The sequence below is a fragment of the Streptomyces sp. BK79 genome (genome assembly GCF_044142145.1).
Taxonomy (GTDB): domain Bacteria; phylum Actinomycetota; class Actinomycetes; order Streptomycetales; family Streptomycetaceae; genus Streptomyces.
This window is the reverse complement of record NZ_JBHVOC010000027.1, coordinates 86,738-109,405: the sequence shown is the minus strand read 5'-3', so window position 1 is coordinate 109,405 and position 22,668 is coordinate 86,738. Positions and strand designations below refer to the sequence as shown.

Annotated in this window: 24 protein-coding genes; 15 read left to right on the top strand and 9 right to left on the bottom strand. The window is 74.0% G+C overall.

Features of this window, described 5'->3' with window-relative positions; genetic code table 11:
• Nucleotides 1-85 precede the first annotated feature (85 nt).
• The 7 genes from ACFIF2_RS30020 to ACFIF2_RS29990 all read left to right on the top strand — a co-directional run bounded on the left by ACFIF2_RS30020 (nt 86) and on the right by ACFIF2_RS29990 (nt 8,594).
• Nucleotides 86-985: an STAS domain-containing protein gene (locus tag ACFIF2_RS30020; protein ID WP_395576390.1), complete on the top strand. Its 900-nt coding sequence runs from the start codon at nt 86-88 to the stop codon at nt 983-985.
• On the top strand, nt 982-1,413 hold the full coding sequence (locus tag ACFIF2_RS30015) for an STAS domain-containing protein (RefSeq protein WP_395576389.1): 432 nt from the start codon (nt 982-984) through the stop codon (nt 1,411-1,413). The genes ACFIF2_RS30020 and ACFIF2_RS30015 overlap by 4 nt, the downstream gene beginning before the upstream one ends.
• A complete protein-coding gene (locus ACFIF2_RS30010) occupies nt 1,413-1,853 on the top strand; it encodes an anti-sigma regulatory factor (protein ID WP_395576388.1) in 441 nt (146 codons plus the stop codon). The genes ACFIF2_RS30015 and ACFIF2_RS30010 overlap by 1 nt, the downstream gene beginning before the upstream one ends.
• Nucleotides 1,853-2,917 (top strand): SpoIIE family protein phosphatase, encoded by a 1,065-nt coding sequence (locus ACFIF2_RS30005; protein ID WP_395576387.1) that lies wholly within the window; start codon nt 1,853-1,855, stop codon nt 2,915-2,917. The genes ACFIF2_RS30010 and ACFIF2_RS30005 overlap by 1 nt, the downstream gene beginning before the upstream one ends.
• The gene (locus ACFIF2_RS30000) at nt 2,914-4,644 is read left to right on the top strand and encodes a PP2C family protein-serine/threonine phosphatase (RefSeq protein WP_395576386.1); all 1,731 of its coding nucleotides are present in this window, start codon (nt 2,914-2,916) and stop codon (nt 4,642-4,644) included. Before ACFIF2_RS30005 ends, ACFIF2_RS30000 begins: the two co-directional genes overlap by 4 nt.
• 224 nt (nt 4,645-4,868) lie before the next feature.
• On the top strand, nt 4,869-6,245 hold the full coding sequence (locus ACFIF2_RS29995) for an NAD(P)/FAD-dependent oxidoreductase (RefSeq protein ID WP_395576385.1): 1,377 nt from the start codon (nt 4,869-4,871) through the stop codon (nt 6,243-6,245).
• Between the two features lie 102 nt (nt 6,246-6,347).
• Nucleotides 6,348-8,594 carry an FUSC family protein gene (locus ACFIF2_RS29990; RefSeq protein ID WP_395576384.1) on the top strand — a complete coding sequence of 749 codons (2,247 nt, stop codon included), beginning with the start codon at nt 6,348-6,350 and terminating at the stop codon, nt 8,592-8,594.
• A 3-nt stretch (nt 8,595-8,597) separates the two neighbouring features.
• On the opposite strand, the gene ACFIF2_RS29985 is transcribed toward ACFIF2_RS29990, so the two are convergent.
• The 5 genes from ACFIF2_RS29985 to ACFIF2_RS29965 form a co-directional block, all read right to left on the bottom strand.
• The gene (locus tag ACFIF2_RS29985; protein WP_395576383.1) at nt 8,598-9,032 is read right to left on the bottom strand and encodes a hypothetical protein; all 435 of its coding nucleotides are present in this window, start codon (nt 9,030-9,032) and stop codon (nt 8,598-8,600) included.
• A 28-nt stretch (nt 9,033-9,060) separates the two neighbouring features.
• A complete protein-coding gene (locus tag ACFIF2_RS29980; protein WP_395576382.1) occupies nt 9,061-9,882 on the bottom strand; it encodes a DUF1206 domain-containing protein in 822 nt (273 codons plus the stop codon).
• A 128-nt stretch (nt 9,883-10,010) separates the two neighbouring features.
• Complete coding sequence (locus tag ACFIF2_RS29975) at nt 10,011-10,253, bottom strand: DUF5133 domain-containing protein (protein ID WP_395576381.1); 243 nt, start codon at nt 10,251-10,253, stop codon at nt 10,011-10,013.
• A 68-nt stretch (nt 10,254-10,321) separates the two neighbouring features.
• The gene (locus tag ACFIF2_RS29970) at nt 10,322-11,197 is read right to left on the bottom strand and encodes a SigB/SigF/SigG family RNA polymerase sigma factor (protein ID WP_395576380.1); all 876 of its coding nucleotides are present in this window, start codon (nt 11,195-11,197) and stop codon (nt 10,322-10,324) included.
• A gap of 179 nt (nt 11,198-11,376) precedes the next feature.
• Nucleotides 11,377-11,820 (bottom strand): ATP-binding protein, encoded by a 444-nt coding sequence (locus ACFIF2_RS29965; protein WP_395576379.1) that lies wholly within the window; start codon nt 11,818-11,820, stop codon nt 11,377-11,379.
• 166 nt (nt 11,821-11,986) lie between these two features.
• On the opposite strand from ACFIF2_RS29965, the gene ACFIF2_RS29960 reads away from it, so the two are divergent.
• The 3 genes from ACFIF2_RS29960 (at nt 11,987) to ACFIF2_RS29950 (ending at nt 14,477) form a co-directional block, all read left to right on the top strand.
• Nucleotides 11,987-12,220 carry a hypothetical protein gene (locus ACFIF2_RS29960; protein ID WP_395576378.1) on the top strand — a complete coding sequence of 78 codons (234 nt, stop codon included), beginning with the start codon at nt 11,987-11,989 and terminating at the stop codon, nt 12,218-12,220.
• 29 nt (nt 12,221-12,249) lie between these two features.
• Nucleotides 12,250-13,728 (top strand): aminotransferase class I/II-fold pyridoxal phosphate-dependent enzyme, encoded by a 1,479-nt coding sequence (locus ACFIF2_RS29955; protein ID WP_395576377.1) that lies wholly within the window; start codon nt 12,250-12,252, stop codon nt 13,726-13,728.
• A 293-nt stretch (nt 13,729-14,021) separates the two neighbouring features.
• The gene (locus ACFIF2_RS29950; RefSeq protein ID WP_395576376.1) at nt 14,022-14,477 is read left to right on the top strand and encodes a cyclic nucleotide-binding domain-containing protein; all 456 of its coding nucleotides are present in this window, start codon (nt 14,022-14,024) and stop codon (nt 14,475-14,477) included.
• Between the two features lie 45 nt (nt 14,478-14,522).
• Here the strand turns inward: ACFIF2_RS29950 and ACFIF2_RS29945 are convergent, their stop codons facing one another.
• Complete coding sequence (locus ACFIF2_RS29945) at nt 14,523-15,137, bottom strand: LysE/ArgO family amino acid transporter (RefSeq protein WP_395576375.1); 615 nt, start codon at nt 15,135-15,137, stop codon at nt 14,523-14,525.
• Nucleotides 15,138-15,203: 66 nt separating this feature from the next.
• Between ACFIF2_RS29945 and ACFIF2_RS29940 the strand changes: the two genes are divergently transcribed.
• The 3 genes from ACFIF2_RS29940 (at nt 15,204) to ACFIF2_RS29930 (ending at nt 16,968) form a co-directional block, all read left to right on the top strand.
• Nucleotides 15,204-16,121 carry a LysR family transcriptional regulator ArgP gene (locus ACFIF2_RS29940; protein WP_395576374.1) on the top strand — a complete coding sequence of 306 codons (918 nt, stop codon included), beginning with the start codon at nt 15,204-15,206 and terminating at the stop codon, nt 16,119-16,121.
• A 114-nt stretch (nt 16,122-16,235) separates the two neighbouring features.
• Nucleotides 16,236-16,487 (top strand): WhiB family transcriptional regulator, encoded by a 252-nt coding sequence (locus tag ACFIF2_RS29935; protein WP_395576373.1) that lies wholly within the window; start codon nt 16,236-16,238, stop codon nt 16,485-16,487.
• Between the two features lie 127 nt (nt 16,488-16,614).
• Nucleotides 16,615-16,968 (top strand): DUF488 domain-containing protein, encoded by a 354-nt coding sequence (locus tag ACFIF2_RS29930; protein ID WP_395576372.1) that lies wholly within the window; start codon nt 16,615-16,617, stop codon nt 16,966-16,968.
• 56 nt (nt 16,969-17,024) lie between these two features.
• On the opposite strand, the gene ACFIF2_RS29925 is transcribed toward ACFIF2_RS29930, so the two are convergent.
• Both ACFIF2_RS29925 and ACFIF2_RS29920 read right to left on the bottom strand, forming a co-directional pair.
• The gene (locus ACFIF2_RS29925) at nt 17,025-18,698 is read right to left on the bottom strand and encodes an FAD-binding dehydrogenase (RefSeq protein WP_395576371.1); all 1,674 of its coding nucleotides are present in this window, start codon (nt 18,696-18,698) and stop codon (nt 17,025-17,027) included.
• A gap of 118 nt (nt 18,699-18,816) precedes the next feature.
• Entirely contained in the window at nt 18,817-19,440 is a 624-nt protein-coding gene (locus tag ACFIF2_RS29920) for a TetR/AcrR family transcriptional regulator (RefSeq protein WP_395576370.1), read from the bottom strand.
• Nucleotides 19,441-19,569: 129 nt separating this feature from the next.
• Here ACFIF2_RS29920 and ACFIF2_RS29915 point away from each other — a divergent pair, with 129 nt between their 5' ends.
• Nucleotides 19,570-20,199, top strand: a complete 630-nt coding sequence (locus ACFIF2_RS29915) for an alpha-ketoglutarate-dependent dioxygenase AlkB (RefSeq protein WP_395576369.1) — start codon at nt 19,570-19,572, stop codon at nt 20,197-20,199.
• Between the two features lie 92 nt (nt 20,200-20,291).
• Nucleotides 20,292-21,524: a DUF4032 domain-containing protein gene (locus ACFIF2_RS29910; RefSeq protein WP_395576368.1), complete on the top strand. Its 1,233-nt coding sequence runs from the start codon at nt 20,292-20,294 to the stop codon at nt 21,522-21,524.
• Nucleotides 21,525-21,552: 28 nt separating this feature from the next.
• Here the strand turns inward: ACFIF2_RS29910 and ACFIF2_RS29905 are convergent, their stop codons facing one another.
• Nucleotides 21,553-22,428: a universal stress protein gene (locus tag ACFIF2_RS29905; protein WP_395576367.1), complete on the bottom strand. Its 876-nt coding sequence runs from the start codon at nt 22,426-22,428 to the stop codon at nt 21,553-21,555.
• Between the last annotated feature and the right edge of the window lie 240 nt (nt 22,429-22,668).

Genomic DNA, 22,668 nt, shown 5'->3' with positions numbered 1-22,668 from the left:
TACAGTTGTCGCCCGGCAGAGTCACGTCGCCGCCACGCTGCCTCCTGGCGGGTGCGCGGCGCTACGCGGATGAGGAGTGGAACAGGTGCCGGAACTGGCGGAGGGAACAGCGGGATCGCCGACGAACGAGGTCAGGGACTTTCTCCGGCGGCGCCGTGAGCAGATCGCCCAGCGCTGGGCGGACGAGCCCTTGTTCCGTGCCGTGTTCACCGTCTCGCGGGACGAGGCGGTCGAGGCAGGCAAGGCCGTGGTGGACGCGCTGGCCCAAGTCGCCGACGCGGGGCGCGTGGAGGACCCGGACGCCGCCGGATTCACGACGGTGCGCGAGCAGTTGGCGCGCATGGGAGCGGCGCGCTCCCGGGCGGGCCTGAGCACCGCCCAGGTGTCGGGCGAGCTGGCCGCGCTGCGCCCGCCCGTGGAGAACCTGCTGCTGTCCGACCTGCCGGACGACCTCCCGGCCGACCAGGCGCGTGACTGTGTCACCACGCTGAGTGTGCTGATGGGTACCCTGCGGGTCGTGGTCATGCAGACGGCGCTCAGCGAGGGGCAGGCGCTCATCGACCGCCAGCGCCTGCAGCTGCTGGAGGTGGCCACCCCCGTCATCAAGCTGTGGGACGGCATCGTGGCCGTGCCGCTGATCGGCACGCTGGACAGCGCCCGCAGCCAGGTCGTCATGGAGACGCTGCTGGAGTCGATCGTGGAGCAGCAGGCGCGCTACGCGATCCTGGACATCACCGGGGTCCCGACCGTCGACTCGCTGGTGGCCCAGCACCTGATGAAGACGGTCGCGGCGGCCCGGCTGATGGGCGCCGAGTGCATCGTCTCCGGCATCCGTCCCGCGATCGCCCAGACCATGGTCCACCTCGGTCTGGACCTGGGCACCGTGGTCACCCGGGCGAGCCTCGCCGACGCGCTGGGGTACGTGCTGCACCAGCTCGGCGTCGGGATCGTGAACCCCGGCTCGAACGGCGCGGTCACCCGGTGAGCGAGGCGTTCCCGGGGCCCCACGGGGGTCCCGTGACAGGTCATGTACCGGTCCTCCGGCTCGGCGAGATCCTGCTGGTCACCCTTCAGGGCGACCTGCACGACAGCACGGCGCAGCAACTGCAGCAGGACCTCGCCGAGACCATCTCCCGCAGCGGGGCCACGGGCGTGGTCATCGACATCTCCGGCGTGGAGATCGTCGACAGCTTCCTCGGCCGGGTACTGGCGGAGATCGCCGGGCAGACCGAGTTGCTGGCGGCGCGGACCGTGGTCGTCGGCATGCGGCCGGCGGTCGCCATCACCCTGGTGGAACTGGGCCTCACGCTGCCCAGGGTGCACACCGCGCTCAGCACCGAGGTGGCCATGGAACTGCTTACGGGGCACGCCCCGTCGTACCGCTACGGCGGCCTGCGCCAGGAGAGTCCGTGATGCACACTGCCGCGGGCGCCCAGGCCCGCCTGCCGATCCGTTCGGACATGGATCTGGTGTGGGTACGTCAGCACGTGCGGCAGGCGGCCGCCCAGCTGGGCTTCGGCCTGGTGGATCAGACGAAACTGGTCACGGCGGCCAGTGAACTGGCCCGCAACACACTCGTGTACGGCGGCGGCGGCACGATGGAGACGGAGCCCGTCACCGAGCGTGGCGTCCAGGGGCTGCGGCTGACCTTCAGCGACGAGGGGCCGGGCATCGCGGACCTGGAGCAGGCGCTCAGCGACGGCTTCACCTCGGGCGGCGGGCTCGGCATGGGGCTGGGCGGCGCCCGGCGCCTCGTGCACGACTTCGCCATCGAGAGCAGCCCGGGGGCGGGCACCACGGTGCGGGTGACCTCCTGGGTCGGCCGGGCTCCCCGCCCGCGTGAGGAGTCCTGATGCCGCGCGTGTGGGACGTTCCGGTGCACGACTCCACCCGGGTGCGCGACGCCCGGGTGGCGGCGGAGCACGCGTCGGCCCTGGCCGGGCTGGACGAGCAGCGCACCGCCACCGCCTCGCTGGTGGCGACCGAGCTGGCCACCAACCTGCTCAAGCACGCCGGCGGCGGCCAGGTGCTCATCGACGTCGTCACGCCGCCCGTGCTCGCGTCCGCGCGGGAGGAGCGCACGCTGGTGCAGATCACCACGCTCGACCACGGTCCCGGCATCGCCGACGTCGATGCCGCCCTGCGCGACGGCTTCACCACCTCGGACTCCCTGGGCGCGGGGCTCGGCACCTGCGCCCGCCTCGCCGACGGCTTCGACCTGCACAGCGTCCCGGGCCGGGGCACCGTGGTGGTCGCCCGGGTCGGCGCCGTGGCCGACCGCCCCGCGGGTGCGCCCGGCCCGGCGGCCCGGCTGCGGGCCGGCGCCGTGAACGTCCCGTTCGGCGGCGCGGAGTACTCGGGCGACGCATGGGCCTGGGTCCGGTCCGGGGACCGGGTCACGCTGATGCTGGCCGACGGGCTGGGCCACGGCCCGGAGGCGGCCCGCGCCTCGGGTGCCGCCGTCGAGGCGCTGCGCGGCGCGGCCCACCTCGCGCCAGCCGACGCGCTGCGGCGGCTGGACTCGGCACTGGCCGGCACCCGTGGCGCGGCCGTCGCCCTGGCCCAGGTCGACGCGGGCGCCGGAACGCTCAGGTTCGCCGGCATCGGCAACATCGGGGCGCGGCTGTGCGCGGACGGCACCTGGCGGCACCTGGTGTCCCGGCCCGGCATCGTCGGCACCCACCGGCCCGCCACCCTGCGCGAGGAGGAGGCCACCTGGGCGGACGACCGGGTGCTGGTGCTGCACAGCGACGGCCTGCCGAGCCGCTGGACCCCGACCTCCGACACCTGCCGCACGACGACCGACCCGGCGGTGACGGCCGCCGTGACGGTACGGGACGCCAGCAGTCCGGCGCGCCCGGTGCGGGACGACACCGCCGTGGCCGTACTGACCTCGACCCCGCCGGATGGCCCATGACCCGCACCTGGCAGATCACCGACGTCACCGACGCGGCTCGGGCGCGCGTCGCCGCCGCGCGCCTGGCCGCCGCCCACGGTGTGCCGCCCCTGGAGCGCACGCGGCTGGCGGCCTCGCTCAGCACGCAGCTGCGGCTGTGCCTGACCAAGGGCGGCACCTGGCGGCTCACCCTGGAGACGGGCACGGCCTCCCGCGCCACGCCTGAGGCCGGTGCGACCGTGCTGCACGCCGTGGTGACCCCCTCGCGCGACGACGCCGCCGCCGGTCAGCCGCCGTGGCGGGTCACGGTGCCCTGCCCGGAGCCGGTGCCGGCCGCGGACGCCGACGCGGACGTGGAGGATCCGGCCGCGCTGGCCGAGGCCCTGCTGGGCGCCGACGAGGACACGGCGCTGGTGCTGGACCGGCTCACCGAGCAGGAGAACCTGGTCGACTTCCACCGGGAGGAGCTGCAGCAGACCAACCAGGGGGTCGTCGCGCTGCACGCCGAGCTGGACGCCGCCGGGCGGGCCCAGCGGGAGGCGTTCGCCGCGGAGCGCAAGGCGCGCACGGAGGCGGAGCACGCCCGTCGCCGGCTGACCTTCCTGGCGGACGCGAGCGCGGTGCTGACGGCGTCGCTCGACCATCACGAGATCGTGCGGCGGCTGCCGGAACTGCTCGTGCCCGAGTACGCGGCGAGCGTCGACGTCTGGCTGTTCGACCAGGACGGCGAGCGGCCGGGCCCCGCCCATCCGGCCGCCGCCGTGGTCGCCGCCCGCACCGGGCGGCCGCAGTACGCCGCCGCCGATCCGGGCGGCCTGCCCGGGGTCGACGACCAGCCGCCCTCGGCGCTGGCCCCGGACCGGCCCCTGCTGTGCATCCCGCTGTCCACCCGGCAGGCGCCCCTGGGCGTGGTGACCCTGTCCCCGCCCGGCGAGCGCTGGGACCCGGACGACGCCGTGATGCTGGTCGAGCTGACCCGCCGGGCCAGCACCGCCATCGACCACGCCCAGCGCTACCAGCACAACCGCGACATCGCCGAGACGCTCCAGCGGGCCCTGCTGACGGAGCTGCCGGCCCCGCCGGGGCTGGGGCTGGCCGCGCGCTACCTGCCGGCCACCCACGGGCTGAACATCGGCGGTGACTGGTACGACGCCTTCCGGCAGCCCGACGGCGGCGTCATCACCGTGGTCGGCGACGTGACCGGGCACGGGCTGCGCGCCGCGGTGATGATGAGCCAGCTGCGCACCGCGCTGCGCGCCTACGCCGTCGACGGCGGCAGCCCCGGCCGGCTGCTGACCCGGCTGCACACGTTCCTGCACCACCTCCAGCCCGACCTGTTCGCCACGGCCGTCATCGCGCGTTTCCACCCCGACGACCCGACCGTCACGTGGGCGGCCGCCGGCCATCCGCCGCCCGTGCTGCGTACCCCGGACGGGCGGGTCCGCACGCTGGACGAGAAACCCGGCGCGATGCTGGGCATTCCGCTGAAGCAGGAGATCGCCGACCACTCGGTGCGCCTGGCGCCCGGTTCGACGCTGGCGCTGTACACCGACGGCCTGGTAGAGCGCCGCGCCCTCGGCATAGACCCGGGGATCGCGCGGCTGGCCGAGACGCTCGGATCGTTCGGCACGGCGGAGCTCGAGGCGGACCTGGAGGCGTCGGCGGACGGGATCCTGCGGCCCCTGCTCAGCGACTCCGAGCGGGACGACGACGTGTGCCTGCTGCTGTGTCACGTCCGCTCGTCCTGACCGGTCGCGTCACCACTCCCCCACGAACGCGTTCCCGGGTGTTCACGCCCGCCCGGTGCGCTCCGGTCCCGGGCGGGGCATGGTGGTGATCAGGAGTGTCGCCTGCCTGCCGCGCCCGGCTGGCCGAACCGGCCCCGCCGGGGTGGGATCGACGAGGTGCGAAACAGCGATCCAGGGGCAGGCGAACGGCGTTCGCGGCCCACCGCCCGGAGCCGCAGAAAGGGATGAACACCGTGACACGACCCAGGATCCTGGTGGTCGGCGCAGGCTTCGCCGGCGTGGAGTGCGTCCGTCGTCTGGAGCGCAGGCTCTCCCCCCACGAAGCCGACGTCACCCTGGTGACACCGTTCTCCTACCAGCTCTACCTGCCCCTGCTGCCCCAGGTCGCCTCCGGCGTGCTGACGCCCCAGTCGATCGCCCTCTCGCTGCGCCGCAGCAGCCGCTACCGGACCCGGATCATCCCGGGCGGCGCGATCGGGGTGGACCTCGAGGCCAAGGTCTGCGTGGTGCGCACCATCACCGACCAGATCGTCAACGAGCCGTACGACTACATCGTGCTGGCCCCCGGCAGCATCACCCGTACCTTCGACATCCCGGGCCTGACCGACAACGCGTTCGGCATGAAGACGCTGGCGGAGGCCGCGTACATCCGGGACCACGTGATCGCGCAGCTCGACCTGGCCGACGCGAGCCAGGACCCCGTGGAGCGCGCGTCGCGGCTGCAGTTCGTGGTGGTCGGCGGCGGTTACGCGGGGACGGAGACCGCGGCGTGTCTGCAGCGGCTGACGCACGCGGCCGTCAAGCGCTACAACCGGCTCGACCCGAGCCTGATCAAGTGGCATCTGATCGACATCGCGCCGAAGCTGATGCCCGAGCTGGGCGAGAAGCTCGGACGGGACGCGCAGGAGGTGCTGACGCGGCGCGGCATCGAGATCTCGCTCGGGGTCTCCGTCGCCAAGGCCGGGCCGGAGGAGGTCACCTTCACCGACGGCCGGGTGGTGCCGACCCGCACGCTGATCTGGACCGCCGGTGTGGTCGCGAGCCCGCTCATGGCCACGCTCGGCGCGGAGACGGTCAGGGGGCGGCTCGCGGTCACCGCCGAGATGTGTCTGCCGAACCACGACGGCGTGTTCGCGCTCGGCGACTCCGCGGCCGTGCCCGACCTCGCCAAGGGCCAGGAGGGCGCGGTCTGCCCGCCGACGGCCCAGCACGCGATGCGGCAGGGCCGGCACGTCGCCGAGAACCTCATCGCCACCCTGCGCAACCAGCCGATGCGGCCGTACGTCCACAAGGACCTCGGTCTCGTCGTCGACCTCGGCGGCGCCGACGCGGTCTCCAAGCCGCTCGGCGTCGAGCTCAAGGGCCTGCCCGCCCAGGCCGTGGCCCGCGGCTACCACTGGTCGGCGTTGCGCACCGGCGTGGCCAAGGCCCGGGTGGCGACGAACTGGGCGCTCAACGCGGTCGCCGGCGACGACTTCGTGCGCACCGGCTTCCAGGCCCGCAAGCCGGCCAAGCTGAAGGACTTCGAGTACACGGACGCGTACCTGACGCCGGAGCAGGTGCGGGAGCACGTCCGGGAGGCGGGCCGGGCGCGGCTGTGACCCGGCGGCCGGGGACGGCCCCCGGCATGTCATGCTGAGAAGTGGATCTCGGCACGAACCGGCCGGGAGTCGGGCGTGCGAGTCGGGAGAGTGTACGGCGGCGTGAGGGCAGCGGGGCGCTCGGTGCGGACACGGCTGAGGGATCGCGTCGCCGCGTCCGATCCCGGTCTGCTGCGGCTGACGGCGGGGCTGCGGACGGTGGGCGCCATCGCCCTCGCTCTGGGCGTGCTCGCCGCGTTCGGTGCGGACGTCACCCATCTGGTGGCGGGTGCCATGGCGGCGATGGTCGCCACCTTCGCCATCCGGGAGAAGGAGCTGGGCGCCCAGGCCGTCACGCTGGCGCTGGGCCTGCCCGTCGCCCTGGCGTCGGTGTCGGTCAGCTCGCTGCTCACCTCGTGGGTCGTCGTCGGTGACGTCTTCTTCGTCGTCCTGATCTTCTGCGCGGTCTTCGTCCGCCGGTTCGGCGACCGCGGCACGGCCCTCGGGCTGATCGGCTTCCAGGTCTACTTCCTCTCGCTGTTCGTCGGCGCGAAGCCGTCGGTGCTGCCGGGACTGCTGGGCGCCATCGCGGTGGCGTTCGCGTGCAGCGCGGTGGTGCGCTTCGCGGTGGTTCCGGCGACACCGGCGGGCATCCTCCAGCGGCTGCGGCAGGCCTTCCGGGCCCGGCTGGCGCAGCTCCTCGCCACGCAGATCGACCTGCTCGACGCCGGCCCGGACGAGATCGACAAGACGCTGGAGCACCTGCGCGACGGCACCGCGCGGCTGCACGAGACCGCCCTGATGATCCAGTCCCGGCTGGAGGACGGCACCCCCGACGAGTCCGTCGCACGTCTGGTGCAGCGGCGCGTCGCGGACGCCGAGATCGCCGCCGAGCGGCTCGGTCTGCTGCTGCTGACCGCGCGCAGTGCCGAGCGGGCCGACACCCTCACCCTGCATCTGCCGGGCGCGCCGGCGCCCTCGGTGGGGCGTTCACCGGCGCCCGGCGAGGCCACGGAGATCCTGCGGCGCGATCTGGCGGCGCTGCGCACGCTGGTGCTGCGGCCGCCCGCCGAGGCCCGCGGCACCGCGCTGTCCCACCTGCGCAACCGGCTCCTGGGCTACCGGGACGGGGAGAACCTGCCCGAGGCGACACCGGCCGTGCAGGACGTGTTCCGCGGCATCGGTGAGACCGCGCGCGCGGTCATGGGCCTCAGGATCGCCCTGGACGGGCCGCAGGACGAGTCGGACGACACTCCGGCGACGGCCCGTTCCCGGGAGGAGCTGGACGCCGAGGACGCCGCCATCGACGCCGGTGAGCAGGACGCGGCGAAGGAGGAGCCGACGGGGCTGCGGCGGCCCACCACGCGGGCCGCGGTGCAGGTGGCGGTGGGGTCCTCGCTGGCCATCGTCGGCGGGGAGTTCCTGTCCTCGCAGCGCTGGTACTGGGCGGTTCTCACCTGCTGGATCGTCTTCATCAACACGGCGTCCACCGGGGAGATCCTGGTCAAGGGCTACCGCCGGCTGCTGGGCACCGTGCTGGGGGTGGTGGCCGGCATCGTGCTGGCCGGTCTGGTGGGCGGCCACACCTGGACCGCGTTCGCTCTGGTGCTGCTGCTGATCTTCGCGATGTTCTACACGGCGCCGCTGTCCTACACGCTGATGTCGTTCTTCGTCACCGCGATGCTCGGGCTGCTGTACACCCTGCTGCACACCTACAGCCTCTCGGTGCTGCTGCTGCGGATCGAGGAGACGGCGCTCGGCGCGGCGTGCGGCATCGTCGCCGCGGCCCTGGTGCTGCCGATACGCACCGACCGCCGTACGAACGAACTGCTCGGCACGGTGCTGGAGCGGCTCACCGACGTCACCGAGGGCGCCGTGGACCAGCTCAGCGGCGGTCCGGCGGCCGACCTGCTGGACACGGCGCGGGATCTGGACCAGGCCCTGGGCGAACTGCGGGCCGCCACGTCGCCGCTCACCCATCCGATCACGCCGCTGCGGGCCCGGCGCGACACCGCCCAGTACGTGGTGGCGCTGCTGGAGACGTGTGCCTATCACGCGCGGTCGCTGGCGGCGACGGCCGAGCTGCTGCCGACCCATCCCTCCATCGCGGCCGACCCGAGGCTGCGCGGGGCGGTGCGGCGCACGGTGCGCAACATCGAGGCGATCGCCGCCCGCATCGCCGACGAGGACGCCGTGACCGAGGTGGAGACCGGGCCGAGCATCGCGTCGCTGCTGGAGGCGGACGCCGCCGGCGTGCCGCGCTACGGCCGCATCACCGGGCGGGTGCTGCGGCACCTGGAGCGCCTGGACGAGGCCGTGGTGGGCCTCGCCCGGCCGCTGGGGGTCGAGGTCAGGGCGCCGAAGCGGTGACGGTCAGAAGTCGCTGGGCAGACCGCTGGCCTCGGCGATGCCGCGCAGTTCCTCGTTCTGCCGGTGGCGTTCCTTGAGGTAGTCGGCTATCTCGCCGAGGCGCTCCGGGTCGGAGGCGGTGGCCGCGTCGGTGACGACCCGGACGGGACCGGTCTCGTCGGTGTCGATCTCGACGACCTCGTTGTCCAGCCGTCCGGTGACGGCGGTGGCGATGACCAGGGCGGCCTCGTCCCGGATCTCCTGGGGCAGCGCCTCGGCGTTGTCCCCGTCAAGGGAGAAGTCGATGGTGGGCATCTGGTGCTCGTCGATCGCCTGGAGGACCGGTTCCACCACGCTGAGCAGCAGCCGGTAGTCGTCGGTCTCCATGCGGACGCGCAGGAGGTCCAGGTAGACGTCCACGGGACGTCCGTCCGGCGGAGGAATCTCGTGTTCGTTCATTCGCCCCGTGTTCCCCGTGCGGCGCGGCTCAGACGCGGCGCCATCGGGCGAGGGCGAAGGAGAAGACGCCGAACAGCACCAGGCCCGCGGCGACGCAGACCAGGAGCCAGGGCCCGAGGGGGGTCTCGGCGAAGGAGCGGAGGGTGTCGTCGAGCCCCTTGGCCTGGTCGGGCCGGTAGTCGACGGCGGCCCGGACGGCGAAGGCGCCGGCCGCGGCGAAGACGAGGCCGCGGGCCACGCCGCCGCCGACACCGGTGACGTCGACCAGGCGCCGGGCCCGGGGGCTGAGCGCGCCCAGCTTCAGCTTCTTGTGGTACTTGCGGCGCAGGGCCTGTACGCCGATGACCACTCCGGCGACGACGATCGCGGCGCCGGCGACGCCCACGAGCCACCGCCCGGCGGGCATCTCCATCACCTTGGAGGTGGCGTCACGGGACTGCTGGTCGCTGGAGCCGCCGCCGGAGGAACCGGCCGCGAAGGCCAGGACGGAGTAGGCGACGAAGGCGTAGAACAGGCAGCGGGCGGCGGCCGGGAGCCGCTTCTTCGCCGTGTGGCCGTCCTTGCCGGTGACCCCGAAGAGCGCCTCCGACAGGCGCCACAGCGCCATGCCGGCGAGCCCGACGCCCAGCGCCCACAGCAGGACGGCGCCGAAGGGCTGGTCGGCCAGCTCCGCGAGGGCGCCGCCCCGATCCGCCTCGCGCTTGCCGGTGCCGAAGGCGATCTGGAGGGCGAGGATGCCGACCAGCAGGTAGATGACGCCGCGAGCGGTGAAGCCCGCCCGGGCGGCCCCCTCGGCGGCCGAGCCGTTCGCGGCCCTGCGGGCCTTGCCGCGGCCGGTGCGTGCGGTCATGCCGATGTTCATACGATCCCCTCCCGGACTGCGGATTCCCCGTCACCCCCCGCGCACACCCCGGCCGCCCGCACACCGGTCGACGGTGTGCGGGCGGCCGGACCACCGTGTCTGCCCGTCCCCGCGGGTCAGTCCACCGGGACCGGCCCGGCGGCGGGCGCCGGGACCCGCGCCGGCGTCGCCGCCAGGTGGTGCCGGGCGGCCGCCAGGGCCTGCCGTACGTCACGTGTGCCGGTCGACACGCACAGCGTGTAGGCCAGGTCCCGGGTGCGGGGACACGGGACGCCCGTGCCGTCGGCCGTCTCGCGCGCCGCCGCGGCCTCGTACTCCTCGACGAGTCCGCGCAGCACCGCGGGGTGGGGCATCAGCATCCGTCTCGTTCCTCCTGAGTTCTCCGGTCCTACGGGCTCGGTACTCACCGCTGCGCCCCCCGGGCCCGTCAGGACCGCACCGGGCGGGTGGTCTTGCGGTGGCCGCCCGTGCGCTGCCCCATCGCCTCGTCGCGCACCCGGGCGCAGCTGCGGCTGATGAGCCTCGACACGTGCATCTGCGAGATGCCCAGGCAGTCGGCTATACGGCTCTGCGTCATGTCCTCGAAGAAGCGCATGTAGAGGATGGTCCGCTCGCGTTCGGGCAGCCTGCGCAGTCCTTCCTTGGCGGACTCGCGGTCGATCACCGTGTCGTACGAGGTGTCCGCCTCGCCGAGGGTGTCCGAGAGGCTGTAGCCGTCGTCGCCGGCCGACAGTTCGGCGTCCAGCGAGAGGGTGCTGAAGCTCTCCAGGGCCTCCATCCCGGCGCTGACCTCCTCCTCGCTCAGCCCGGTGTGGGCGGCGAGGGCGGCCACCGAGGGTTCGGGGCTGCCCGGGCTCTGGGTGAGCTCGCGCCGGGCCACGCGCACCTTGTTGCGCAGTTCCTGGACCCGGCGGGGCACGCGCAGCGCCCACATCCGGTCGCGGAAGTGGCGCTTGACCTCGCCGGTGATGGTGGGCACGGCGTAGCTCTCGAAGGCTCCTCGCTCCGGGTCGAAGCGGTCGATGGCCTTCACCAGGCCGAGCGCGGCGACCTGGCGCAGGTCCTCGATGGACTCGCCCCGGTCCCGGAACCGTCCGGCGATGCGGTGGGCCATGGGGAGCCACGCGGTGACGAGCTCGTCGCGGACGGCGTCACGTTCGGGGCCGTCCTCCAGCCCGGCCAGCCGGGCGAAGAGGGCCATCGTGTCGGGGGCGTCGTCGTGCCGCCGACGGGCGGACGCGCCGGACGGGGCGTTCGCGGACTCGGGGGTCGTGGGACGGGTGGTGGGCGTTTCGATGAGCATGCGGATTCGCTCCTGAACGGTGGTCTCAGGGGACTTTCCGCGGGAACGGCACTGTCCGGGTCACCTCACCCGGAGGGTAGAAGCGGCCATACCGCTCCCGCTGCTGCGCCTCCGGTCCGAAGCACGAACTTGCGACTGCCCCCACCCCGGGGGAACAAACTCCGCTTTTCGAAAAGTACTCAGTACAGCGGAACGACCACGGTGATGCACTTGCCTCCCGAGGGAAGGTCTGCCACGCGTACGTCCCGCGCCAGGCGGCAGACGATGGGCCAGCCGTGGCCGCCGGGACGACGGCGCCCCTGGGAGTCGGTCCGCGGCAGGGCGACGGGCAGGTCGTGGCTGCGGTCGCACACCGACAGGCGCAGCCCGGGCCCGACGACGTCCACCTGGAAGTCGGTGACGCCGCCACCGTGCAGGATCGCGTTGGTGGTCAGTTCCGAGGCGACGAGCAGGGCGTCCGACAGGGCGTGCGCGTCGCACGAGGCGCGGCCGTCGCCGCCGCGTTCGGTGACGACGCGTTCGACGGCCCGGCGCGCCTCGGCGGGGCGGCGGGGCCGGTTCCGCCGGTGCCTTTGGGTGCCGTCCTGCTCGACGACAGGTGGGGTCGTATGCCTGTCACGCATCCGTCAGCTCCCTGATCGGTGGGACGTCCCGGCGCCGGTCCGCGCCGTTCGGGGCGCGCCGTGCAACCTCGTCACTTCCGGCTGACCTCTGGCCGTACCCCCAAACATCCCGTCCTCCGTCCGGCTCAGCAGCCATCCGGGCGCCCCGCGGGGGTACGCGAAGGGCATGACGGATGTTGTGGACTCGGACGAACTGCTGCGCCGCATGCACCGCGCGAGGGCCTGTGCGCGGGAGCAGGAGCTGGCCTGGCGGGCGCGGCGGGACGAGCTGCGGCCGACCGACCCGGAGGGCGCTCGGGACGCCGCCGTGCGGACGATGGCGTACGAGGCGGTCCTGCGGGTGCTGGACGAGGTGCTGACCCCCGGCCGGACGCGTGAGGACCGGCCCCGGGCGGATTGACGGGGTGCCCTCCGGGAAACCGGACCGGCATGACCGCCGACCACACCAGCGCCCCCGTCCTGCAAGCCCTCGTCGACTACCGCCGCGAGGGACGGCTGTCGTTCACTCCGCCGGGGCACAAGCAGGCCCGCGGGGCGGATCCGGCGGTGCGCGAGGTGCTGGGGGACGCCGTCTTCCACGGTGACGTGCTGGCCACCGGCGGACTGGACGACCGGCTCACCCGGGGGCGGGTGCTGCAGCGGGCCCAGGAGCTGATGGCCGACGCCGTGCACGCCGACCACACGTTCTTCTCGACGTGCGGCTCCTCCTTGTCGGTGAAGGCCGCGATGCTGGCGGTGGCGGGGCCGCACGAGAAGCTGCTGATCGGGCGGGACGCCCACAAGTCCGTCGTCTCCGGGCTGATCCTGTCCGGTATCGAGCCGGTCTGGGTCGAGCCGCGCTGGGACGCCGAACGGCACCTGGCCCATCCGCCGTCCGCCGAGGAGTTCGAGCGGGCGTTCGCGGCCCATCCCGACGCCAAGGGCGCCCTGATCACCAGTCCGACGCCGTACGGGGCGAGCGCCGACCTGCGGGCCGTCGCCGAGGTCTGCCACCGGCGCTCGGCGCCGCTGATCGTCGACGAGGCCTGGGGCGCGCACCTGCCCTTCCACCCCGACCTGCCGTCCTGGGCGATGGACGCGGGTGCCGACATCTGCGTGACCAGCATCCACAAGATGGGCAGCGGCCTGGAGCAGGGCTCCGTGTTCCATCTGCGCGGCGACCTGGTCCCGCCCAAGCTGCTCGGCATGCGGGCGGACCTGCTGGGCACCACCAGCCCGTCGGCACTGATCTTCGCCGGGCTGGACGGCTGGCGGCGGCAGATGGCGCTGCACGGGCGGGAGCTGATGGGCGGCGCGCTGGAGCTGGCCGCCGGCGTCCGGGCCGCCGTCGAGGAGATCGACGGCATGCACGTCAACGACCGGGACGACTTCTGCGGCCCCGGGCTGGCCCACGGCTTCGATCCGCTGCCCGTCGTCATCGACCTGGACGGGCTCGGTGTGTCGGGGTTCCAGGCGGCGGACTGGCTGCGCGAGCACCGGGGTGTGGTCGCGCACCTGACGGATCACCGGCGCATCGGCGCGCAGATCACCCACGGCGACGACCACGACACCTGCGGCGAACTGCTCGCCGCGCTCAAGGACCTCGCCCACGCCGCTCCGGGTCTGCGCCCCGCGCCCCGCGTGGAGGTGCCCTCGCCGTCCGGGTTGCGGATGGCTCAGGTGGCGCTTCCCCGGGACGCGTTCTTCGGGCCCACCGAGGACGTGCCGCTCGGCCGGGCGGCCGGCCGGGTCGCGGCGGAGATGATCACGCCGTACCCGCCCGGCATCCCGGCCGTCCTGCCCGGCGAGCGGCTGACCGAGCCGGTCCTGCGGTACCTGCGCACCGGTCTGGACGCGGGCATGTTCCTCCCGGACCCGAGCGATCCGGCGCTGGAGAGGATCCGGGTCGTCGCGGAGGGCGGCGAGTGAGACGGGTCACGTGACGGCGCCCGGGTTTCGCGGAACGCGGGAAGATGGTTTAGCGTTCATCCATCTGTGGCGACGGAGTCGACCGCGCGTCCTTCGACGTCACCGCTCACGGCCCTGGCTGGCTTCCCCCGTCCAGCCAGGGCTTTTTACTGCCCGCGCGGCCACCGTCCCCCGTTCCGGCACCGAATCCGCACGGGATCCGCCGTCCGCCGAGGTGCTCAGGGCGCCGACAGCGACTGAAATGGGCATAGGGAAAGCCCCGGAACCGAATCGCCGGCGAGGAGCCCCGTGCCATGACCAAAGCGATCAAACTGCTGACCGCCCTCCCCCAGCCCCAGCGCGGGCGGCTGACGGCACTGGCCCGGGAGGTGTCCTTCCCGGAGGACACCCGGATCTTCGAGGCGGGCGGCCGGGCCGACCGCTTCTGGGTCGTCCGCTCCGGCGCGGTCTCCCTGACCCAGCAGGTGACCCCGCTGCAACGGGTCACGGTCGCCAGCCTGGGCGCCGGGGACCTGCTCGGCTGGTCCTGGCTGTTCCCGCCGTACGAGTGGGACTTCGGCGCCGAGGCCTTCTGCCCGGTGCGCGCCTACGAGTTCGACGCCTCCGCGGTCCTCGCCCTGTGCGACGAGGACCCGCAGCTCGGCGTCGTGCTGGTGCGGTCGGTCGCCGAGATCCTCGCGCACCGGCTGGAGACCACCCGGGGGCGGCTCATGGAGCACTACGCGCTGCACGGGCGCGGCTCGCTGTGAGGCGCCGGCGGCCCCGCCCTCGGGGCCCCGCGCGACCGGGCGTGCTCAGGCCCCCGCGATGAGGCTGACGCCGAGGACGATCATCGTCGCGGCCACCAGTCCGTCGAGCACCCGCCAGGCCGACGGCCGGGCCAGGAAACGGCCGAGGTAGCGGGCGCCGAAACCGAGCGCGGCGAACCAGCACAGGCTGGCGACCGCGGCTCCCAGCCCGAAGGTCCAGCGCAGCGGGCCCTGGTCGGCGGCGACCGAACCCAGCAGGAAGACGGTGTCGAGGTAGACGTGCGGATTGAGCCAGGTCAGCGCCAGGCAGGTGAGGATCGCCCGACGGCGTGAGCCGGCCGCGTCGCCGTCCGCCCGCAGCGCACCGGCCGGCCGGAACACGCGCCGCGCGGCGAGGGCGCCGTAGCAGAGCAGGAAGGCCCCGCCGATCCAGCCCACCGCGGTCAGCGCGCCCGGCCAGGCGACCACCACCGCGCCGACGCCGCCGACACCCAGGGTGATGAGCAGGGCGTCGGACAGGGCGCAGATGCCGACCACGGCGAGGACCGCGTCCCTGCGGACCCCCTGGCGCAGGACGAAGGCGTTCTGGGCACCGATGGCGACGATGAGCGAGAGGCCGGTGCCGAAGCCCGCGGCGGCGGCGGTGAGTGCGTTGGTCATGCCCCCGACGCTAAGCGGACGATCACTGGGCGTACAGCTAAAGATTCTTACGTATCCTTAGCGCTCGTGAAGACAGCAGCGGCCCACGTGGCCTTCGCCGACCTTCCCCTGGACCAGGTGCGCACCCTGCTGGCCGTGGTGGACGAGGGCACGTTCGACGCGGCCGCCGCCGCCCTGCACGTGACGCCGTCCGCGGTCAGCCAGCGGGTGAAGGCGCTGGAGCAGCGCACCGGCCGGGTACTGCTCCTGCGCACCAAGCCGGTGCGGCCGACCGACTCCGGCGCGGTGCTGGTGCGCCTCGCCCGCCAGGTGGCCCGGCTGAAGCGCGACGCGTACGCGGAGCTGGGGCTGAGCGGGGCCGGAGAGCCGACCCGGGTCTCGGTGGCCGTCAACGCCGACTCCCTCGCGACCTGGTTCCTGGGCGCCCTCACGCGGATGCCCCGGGAGCCGCGGCTCTGCTTCGAGCTGCGCCGCGAGGACGAGGACCACACGGCCACCCTGTTGCGGGAGGGCGTGGTGATGGCCGCGGTGACCTCCTCGCCCGACCCCGTCCCCGGCTGCGCCGTCCGGTACCTGGGGCGGATGCGGTATCTCCCGTGCGCCGAGCCCGACTTCGCGGCGCGGCATCTGGACGGGCCGGCCCGGGAGGTGATCGCCGGGGCGCCCGTGGTGGTCTTCGACCGGCGGGACGACTTCCAGGACGGATTCGCGCGGCGCCTCGGCCACACCGGCGCGAGCCCCGTACGCAACCTCGTCCCGACCTCGGAGGGCTTCGTCGAGGCGGTCGCCGCCGGACTGGGCTGGGGCATGGTGCCGGAGCCGCAGGCCGTACCCCTGCTGCGGGCCGGACGGCTGGTCGAGTTCGCCCCGGATCTCGCGGTGGACGTGCCGCTGTACTGGCAGCAGTGGAAGCTCGACTCCCCCGCGCTGGCCACGGTGGCCGACGCGGTGGTGACGGCGGCTCAGGAGTCGCTGCGGGGCTAGGGAATGCCGGCATCCGGAAGGCTGTCGCCGGTTTCATCCCGCGGCCGACCGGTCACCCGCAACGGAGTAAGGCATTCACGAGGGCGCGAACGATACCGATCGCAGGTGACTTTCATGGACAACTGGCGAGAGCACGCGGCGTGCCGCACGGAGGACCCCGACCTGTTCTTCCCGATCGGCACCACCGGTCCGGCCGCTCTGCAGACCGAGCAGGCGAAGACGGTGTGCCGGAGCTGCCCGGTCCAGGAGCAGTGTCTGCGCTGGGCACTCGACACGGGCCAGACCATCGGCGTCTGGGGCGGGACCAGCGAGCTGGAACGCCGGGCGCTCAAGCGGCGCGAGTCCGTGCGCCGGAGGGCCGGCTGACCCTGGCGCGCGGCCGGCCCGGGCCTCTTCGACGACGCCCGGGCCGGCCCGGACGGCCCACACGTCACCGGCGCACCGCGGGTGACGGCCGTAGGCTCGCGGGAGCGTCACTTGGAAGGGGCCGGCCATGAGCGTCCGTGTGCACCGCGTCTACGACCCGCCCGAACCGGACGACGGGGTGCGGGTCCTGGTGGACCGGCTGTGGCCGCGGGGTGTGGCGAAGGACGCCGCGCACGTGGACGAGTGGCCCAAGGGGCTCACCCCGTCGGCCGAGCTGCGCCGCTGGTACCACGCGGGCGAGGGGACGTACGAGGAGTTCGCCGAGCGGTACGAGGCCGAGCTGGCCGCCCCGGAGGCGGCGGAACTCCTCGACCACCTGCGGGAGCTGGCGGGCAAGGGGGACGTGACGCTGCTGACCGCGTCCAAGTCGCCCGCCCGGAGCCACGCCTCCGTGCTGCTCCGCCTCCTCGGCGCGACCTGAGGCCGCGCCGGCAGCCGCTCCGCCCCTCCCTCTCCCCCACAGCCGGTCCGCCGCCGTCAGCCGGTCTGCCGTGCCGCGGCCCGGCCCGCCGCCCGCCCCGAGAACAGGCAGCCGCCGAGGAAGGTGCCCTCCAGCGCGTTGTAGCCGTGCACTCCGCCGCCGCCGAAGCCCGCCACCTCCCCGGCCGCGTAGAGGCCGTCGACCGGTGTGCCGTCGGCGCCCAGGGCCCGGGAGTCGAGGTCGGTCTGGATGCCGCCGAGTGTCTTGCGGGTGAGGATGTGCAGCTTGACCCCGATCAGCGGGCCCGCGGCCGGGTCGAGGATGCGGTGCGGGGCGGCGACGCGGCCGAGGCGGTCGCCGATGTAGCGGCGGGCGTTGCGGATGCCCTGCACCTGGGCGTCCTTGGCGTACGGGTTGGCCAGCTGGAGGTCGCGGGCCTCGATCTGGCGGCGGACCAGGGCGGCGTCGAGGAGCGGCTTGTCGGTCAGCCCGTTCATCCTGTCGACCAGTTGCTCCAGGTTCGGCGCGGTCACGAAGTCCGCGCCCTCCCGCAGGAAGGCGTCCACCGGGCCCGGCGCGCCCTTGCCGAGGACGCGTTCGCGCAGGAAGCCGGCGCGGTCCTTGGCGGTGATGTCGGGGTTCTGCTCGGAGCCGGAGAGCGCGAACTCCTTCTCGATGATCTTCTGGGTGAGGATGAACCAGGAGTGGTCGTGAGCGGCGAGGTCCGGCGTCGTGCGCAGGTGCCGGAGGGTGCCGAGGGTGTCGTAGCCGGGCAGGCAGGGTTCGGGCAGACGGCGGCCGAGCGCGTCGAACCACATCGAGGAGGGTCCGGGCAGGATGCGGATGCCGTGGCCGGGCCAGATCGGGTCCCAGTTGCGCACGCCCTCGGTGTAGTGCCACATCCGGTCGCGGTTGACCAGGCGGGCGCCCGCCTCGGCGCTGATGTCGAGCATCCGCCCGTCGACGTGCGCGGGGACTCCGGTGATCATCCTGGCGGGCGGGGTGCCCAGGCGCTCGGGCCAGTGGCGGCGGACGATGTCATGGTCGGCTCCGATGCCTCCGGAGGTGACGATCACGGCCTGGGCCGTGAGGGCGAACTCGCCGGTCGCGTCGCGGTTGGAGGCGACGCCGCGGGGCGAGTGGTCCTCGGCCAGGACCGTGCCGCGCACGCCGCGCGCGGCGCCGTCCTCGACGACCAGGTGGTCGACGCGGTGGCGGTGGTGGAAGGTGAGCAGCCCGTCCCGGGCGGCCTGCCTCGCGTAGCGCACGAAGGGCTCGACGACTCCGGTGCCGGTGCCCCAGGCGATGTGGAAGCGGGGCACGGAGTTGCCGTGCCCGGCGGCCCGGAGATCACCGCGCTCGGCCCAGCCGACGGTGGGCAGGAAGGTGATGCCGTGCCCGGCGAGCCAGGACCGCTTCTCCCCCGCCGCCCACTCGACGTACGCCTGGGCCCAGCGCACCGCCCAGGAGTCCTCGTCGTCGGTGCGGTCGAAGCCGGCGCTGCCCTGCCAGTCGCTCCAGGCCAGGTCGAAGGAGTCCTTGACGCCGAGGCGCCGCTGCTGAGGGGAGTCGACGAGGAAGAGGCCGCCGAAGGACCAGAAGGCCTGCCCGCCGAGGTTGGCCGCGTTCTCCTGGTCGACGAGGGCCACCCTCCGTCCCCGGCTGGTCAGTTCGTGGGCCGCGACCAGGCCCGCGAGGCCCGCTCCGACCACGATGACGTCGGCATCCATGGCGACCGTCCCTTCTCGTTGCGTGTGTTGGGGGTGTTGGGGGTGTTGGGGATGTCGGGGCGGCTGGAGGTGGCGGGGCGGCTGGAGGTGGCGGGGCGGCTGGGGGTGGCGGGGCTGTTCACGAAGTGGCGCCGCCCTCGGTGAGCAGCGCGGTGAGCAGCTCGCGCAACCAGGTCCGGGCGTGCTCCACGTCCCGGTCGAGGAGCAGTTGGGTGGTGACTCCGTCGTAGGCGGCGACCACCGCGTACGCGGCGCCGCCGGCGTCGCCGAGCACCGCCGGCAGGCGGGTGTGCCCGCGCGCCCGGGCGAGCCGGTCGGCGATCACGTGCCTGAGGCGCGCCCGGTGCTCGAGCAGGGTGCGTGCCACGTCCGGGTCGCGGGCGGCGTGCACCAGGAAGTCCGTCTTCACCAGGAGCCAGTCCCGGTCCAGCAGGAGCACCTCGGTGACCCGGTCCACGGCGGCGGGTACGTCCAGGTCCGGCCCGTCGAGGGCGAGGGCGCCGGAGACCTGCTCCGCGATCAGGTCGGCCCGCTCCCGGTAGAGGGCGAAGAACAGCTCGTCGAGGCTGTCGAAGTTCGAGTAGAAGGCGCCGCGGCTGTAGCCGGCCGCCTCGCAGACCTCCTCGATCGACACCCGGCCGAACCCCTTGGCGGCGAACACCGTGTACGCCGCCTCCAGGAGATTGGCGCGGGTCCGCGCCCGCCGCCTGGTCACCCGCCCGGTCGTCGCCTTCGCCGCCATGCCGGCCCTCCCCGTCTCCGATGCGAGAACGTATCCGATACGGCGGTGTATCGGAAGGGCCGTGCAGGGCACGTGCGAGGGCCAGGGTGAAGATAGAACGCGTATTCGAATCGGGAGTACGCTGGTCCCATGACCACGCACCTCCAGGGATCGCTCTTCGACCAGACGGACGAGGTCCGGCTCGGACCGCTCGACGGGCTGCGCCGCACACACCTCGGCTCGGGTGCCTGGATCGACCTGCTGCCCGGCTGGCTGAGCGGCGCCGACGCGCTGTTCGAAAGGCTGGCCGCCGACGTGCCGTGGCGCGCGGAGCGCCGGGCCATGTACGACCAGGTGGTCGACGTGCCCCGGCTGCTCGCGTTCTACGGAGCCGGCGAGCCGCTGCCGCATCCGCTGCTCACCGAGGCGCGCGACGCCCTGAGCGCGCACTACGCCGGGGAGCTGGGCGAGCCCTTCACCACGGCCGGGCTGTGCCACTACCGCGACGGGCTGGACAGCGTCGCCTGGCACGGGGACCGGATCGGACGGGGCGCGCGCCAGGACACGATGGTCGCCATCCTGTCGGTCGGCGCCCCCCGGGACCTGCTGCTGCGCCCGGTCGGAGGAGGCGGCGACACGGTGCGCCGCCCGTTGGGCCACGGCGACCTGATCGTGATGGGCGGCTCCTGCCAGCGCACCTGGGAGCACTGCGTCCCCAAGAGCACCCGCGCCGCGGGCCCTCGCATCAGCGTCCAGTTCCGTCCGCGCGGCGTGCGCTGAACCGCCGCCCCGGCGCCCGCGGGACCGGCGGCCGTACCGGAGTCGGGGCAGCCGCGCCACGGGGCCGGGAACGGACGTTCTAGAGTCGGGGCATGGCCTTGCAGATCAGCGCCACCAATCCGGAGCACCCCGCGCTCCTGCTCGAACTGCCGTGGCAGACGCCGCTGGAGGAGTGGCCCGAGGAGTACCTCGTGCCCCTGCCCCGCGGCATCTCCCGGCACGTCGTCCGCTACGCCCGGGCCGGGGACGAGGTCGTCGCCGTCAAGGAGCTGGCCGAACGTCCCGCGCTGCGCGAGTACCAGCTGCTGCGCGACCTGGACCGGCTCGCCATCCCCGCGGTGGACGCGCTGGCCGTGGTCACCGGCCGCACGGACACGGCCGGCGAGGCGCTGGAACCGGTGCTGATCACCCGGCACCTGGGCGGTTCGATGCCGTACCGGTCGATGTTCGAGACGACGCTGCGCCCGGCGACCATGCACCGCCTGATGGACGCGCTCGCGGTGCTGCTGGTGCGGCTGCACCTGGCCGGGTTCGCGTGGGGCGACTGCTCGCTGTCCAACACGCTCTTCCGCCGCGACGCGGGCGCCTACGCCGCGTACCTGGTGGACGCCGAGACCGGGGAGCTGCACGCCCGGCTGAGCGACGGCCAGCGCGACTACGACCTCGACCTGGCCCGGGTGAACATCAGCGGCGAGCTGCTCGACCTGGAGGCGTCGGGGGCGCTGCACCCGTCCGTCGACCCGGTCGACTTCGGCACGGAGATCTGCGCCCGCTACCGGGGCCTGTGGCAGGAGCTGACCCGCACGTCCGTCTATCCGGCGGGCAAGTACCACTACATCGAGCGCCGGATCCGGCGGCTCAACGACCTCGGCTTCGACGTGGCCGAGATGCAGATCGAGCACGCCTCCAACGGCGACACGGTCACCTTCGTGCCCAAGGTCGTCGACGCGGGCCACCACCAGCGCCAGCTGCTGCGCCTGACCGGCCTGGACGCCGAGGAGAACCAGGCCCGGCGGCTGCTGAACGACCTGGAGAGCTGGATGGCCACCCAGGACGACTACGCCCCGGGCGACCCCCTCGGCGCCCGCCCCGAGGTCCTCGCCCACCGCTGGGTGCGCGAGGTCTTCCGGCCCACCGTGCGGGCGGTGCCGGTGGAGCTGCGCGGCGCGATGGACCCGGCCGAGATCTACCACGAGCTGCTGGAGCACCGCTGGTACCTGTCCGAGCGGGCCCAGCACGACATCGGCCTCGACACGGCCGTCGCCGACTACATCGAGAACGTCCTGCCCAGGGCCCGGGAGACCCTCCAGCCGACGGCGGAGTGAGCGGCCCGCCGCCCGACGGGCCGGTCCGTCACGTGTGCGGGACCACCGCCACCGGGCACTGGGCGTGGTGCAGCACACCGTGCGCCACCGAGCCGATCCGGGCACCGACCGCCGTACGGCGGGCACGGCGGCCGACGACCATCAGCCGGGCTCCGCCGGCCACCGACAGCAGGACCTGCCCGGCGCTGCCCATCTCCACGTGCTCGACCACCCGGACGTCGGGGAAGCGCTCGCGCCACGGGGCGAGCGCCTCGCCGAGGGCCTTCCTCTCGTACTGCTCCAGGCCCCCGGCCTCGTCGGCGAGCCGCATCGAGCCCGGGGTGTAGGTGAACACCGTCGGCAGCGCCCAGGCCCGCACGGCGCGCACGGTGGCGCCGCGCGCGGCGGCCGCCTCGAAGGCGAACCCGATCACGTCGGCGCTGTCCTCCGGCTCGCCCTGCTGCCCGACGACGACCTCGCCGTCGGCGGCCTCGGCCGCGGCCTCCTCCCCGGCCCGCACCAGGACGACCGGCCGGGGCGCCTCGGCGATCACCTGCTGGCCGACGGAACCCAGCAGGAAGCCGACCACCGCCCCGTGGCCGCGCGAGCCCAGGACCAGCGTCTCGGCCTCGGCCGCGGCGGCGAGCAGCACGGCGACGGCGTCGTCGGCCTCACGGACCTCCGTGGACACCGTGAGGCCGGGGTGCGCCCCGGCGACGGTCCGGACCCACTCGGCGACCGAGTCCCCCACCCACCGCTCCTGCGCGTCCCGGTCCTGCGCGCCGGCCGCGTCCTGCGGCTGGACCCGCCAGGCGTGCACGACGTGCAGCGGCGCTCCGCGGCGGACCGCCTCCCCGGCGGCCCAGGCCAGTGCGGCCAGGCTCTCCTGCGAACCGTCGACCCCTGCCGTGATCGGGCGCGTCATGCGGTTCCCTCCCTGTGTCGCGGTGACGTCCATGGCGCCCAGTCTTCCCTACGCCGTCCTGAGATCACGGGCACGGTCCCGGGAGACGGTGCCGAAGGGCACGTCCGAGGGGGGAGGCTTCCGTGTGCCGGGCCGGGGGCGGGCTGCCCGCCGGCTGAGCGGGGCCCGGCGATCGACCATACGATGGGCCCCAGGCCGGTGCGGTGACGGGGACGCCGTGCCGTGAATCCGGCCGTTCGA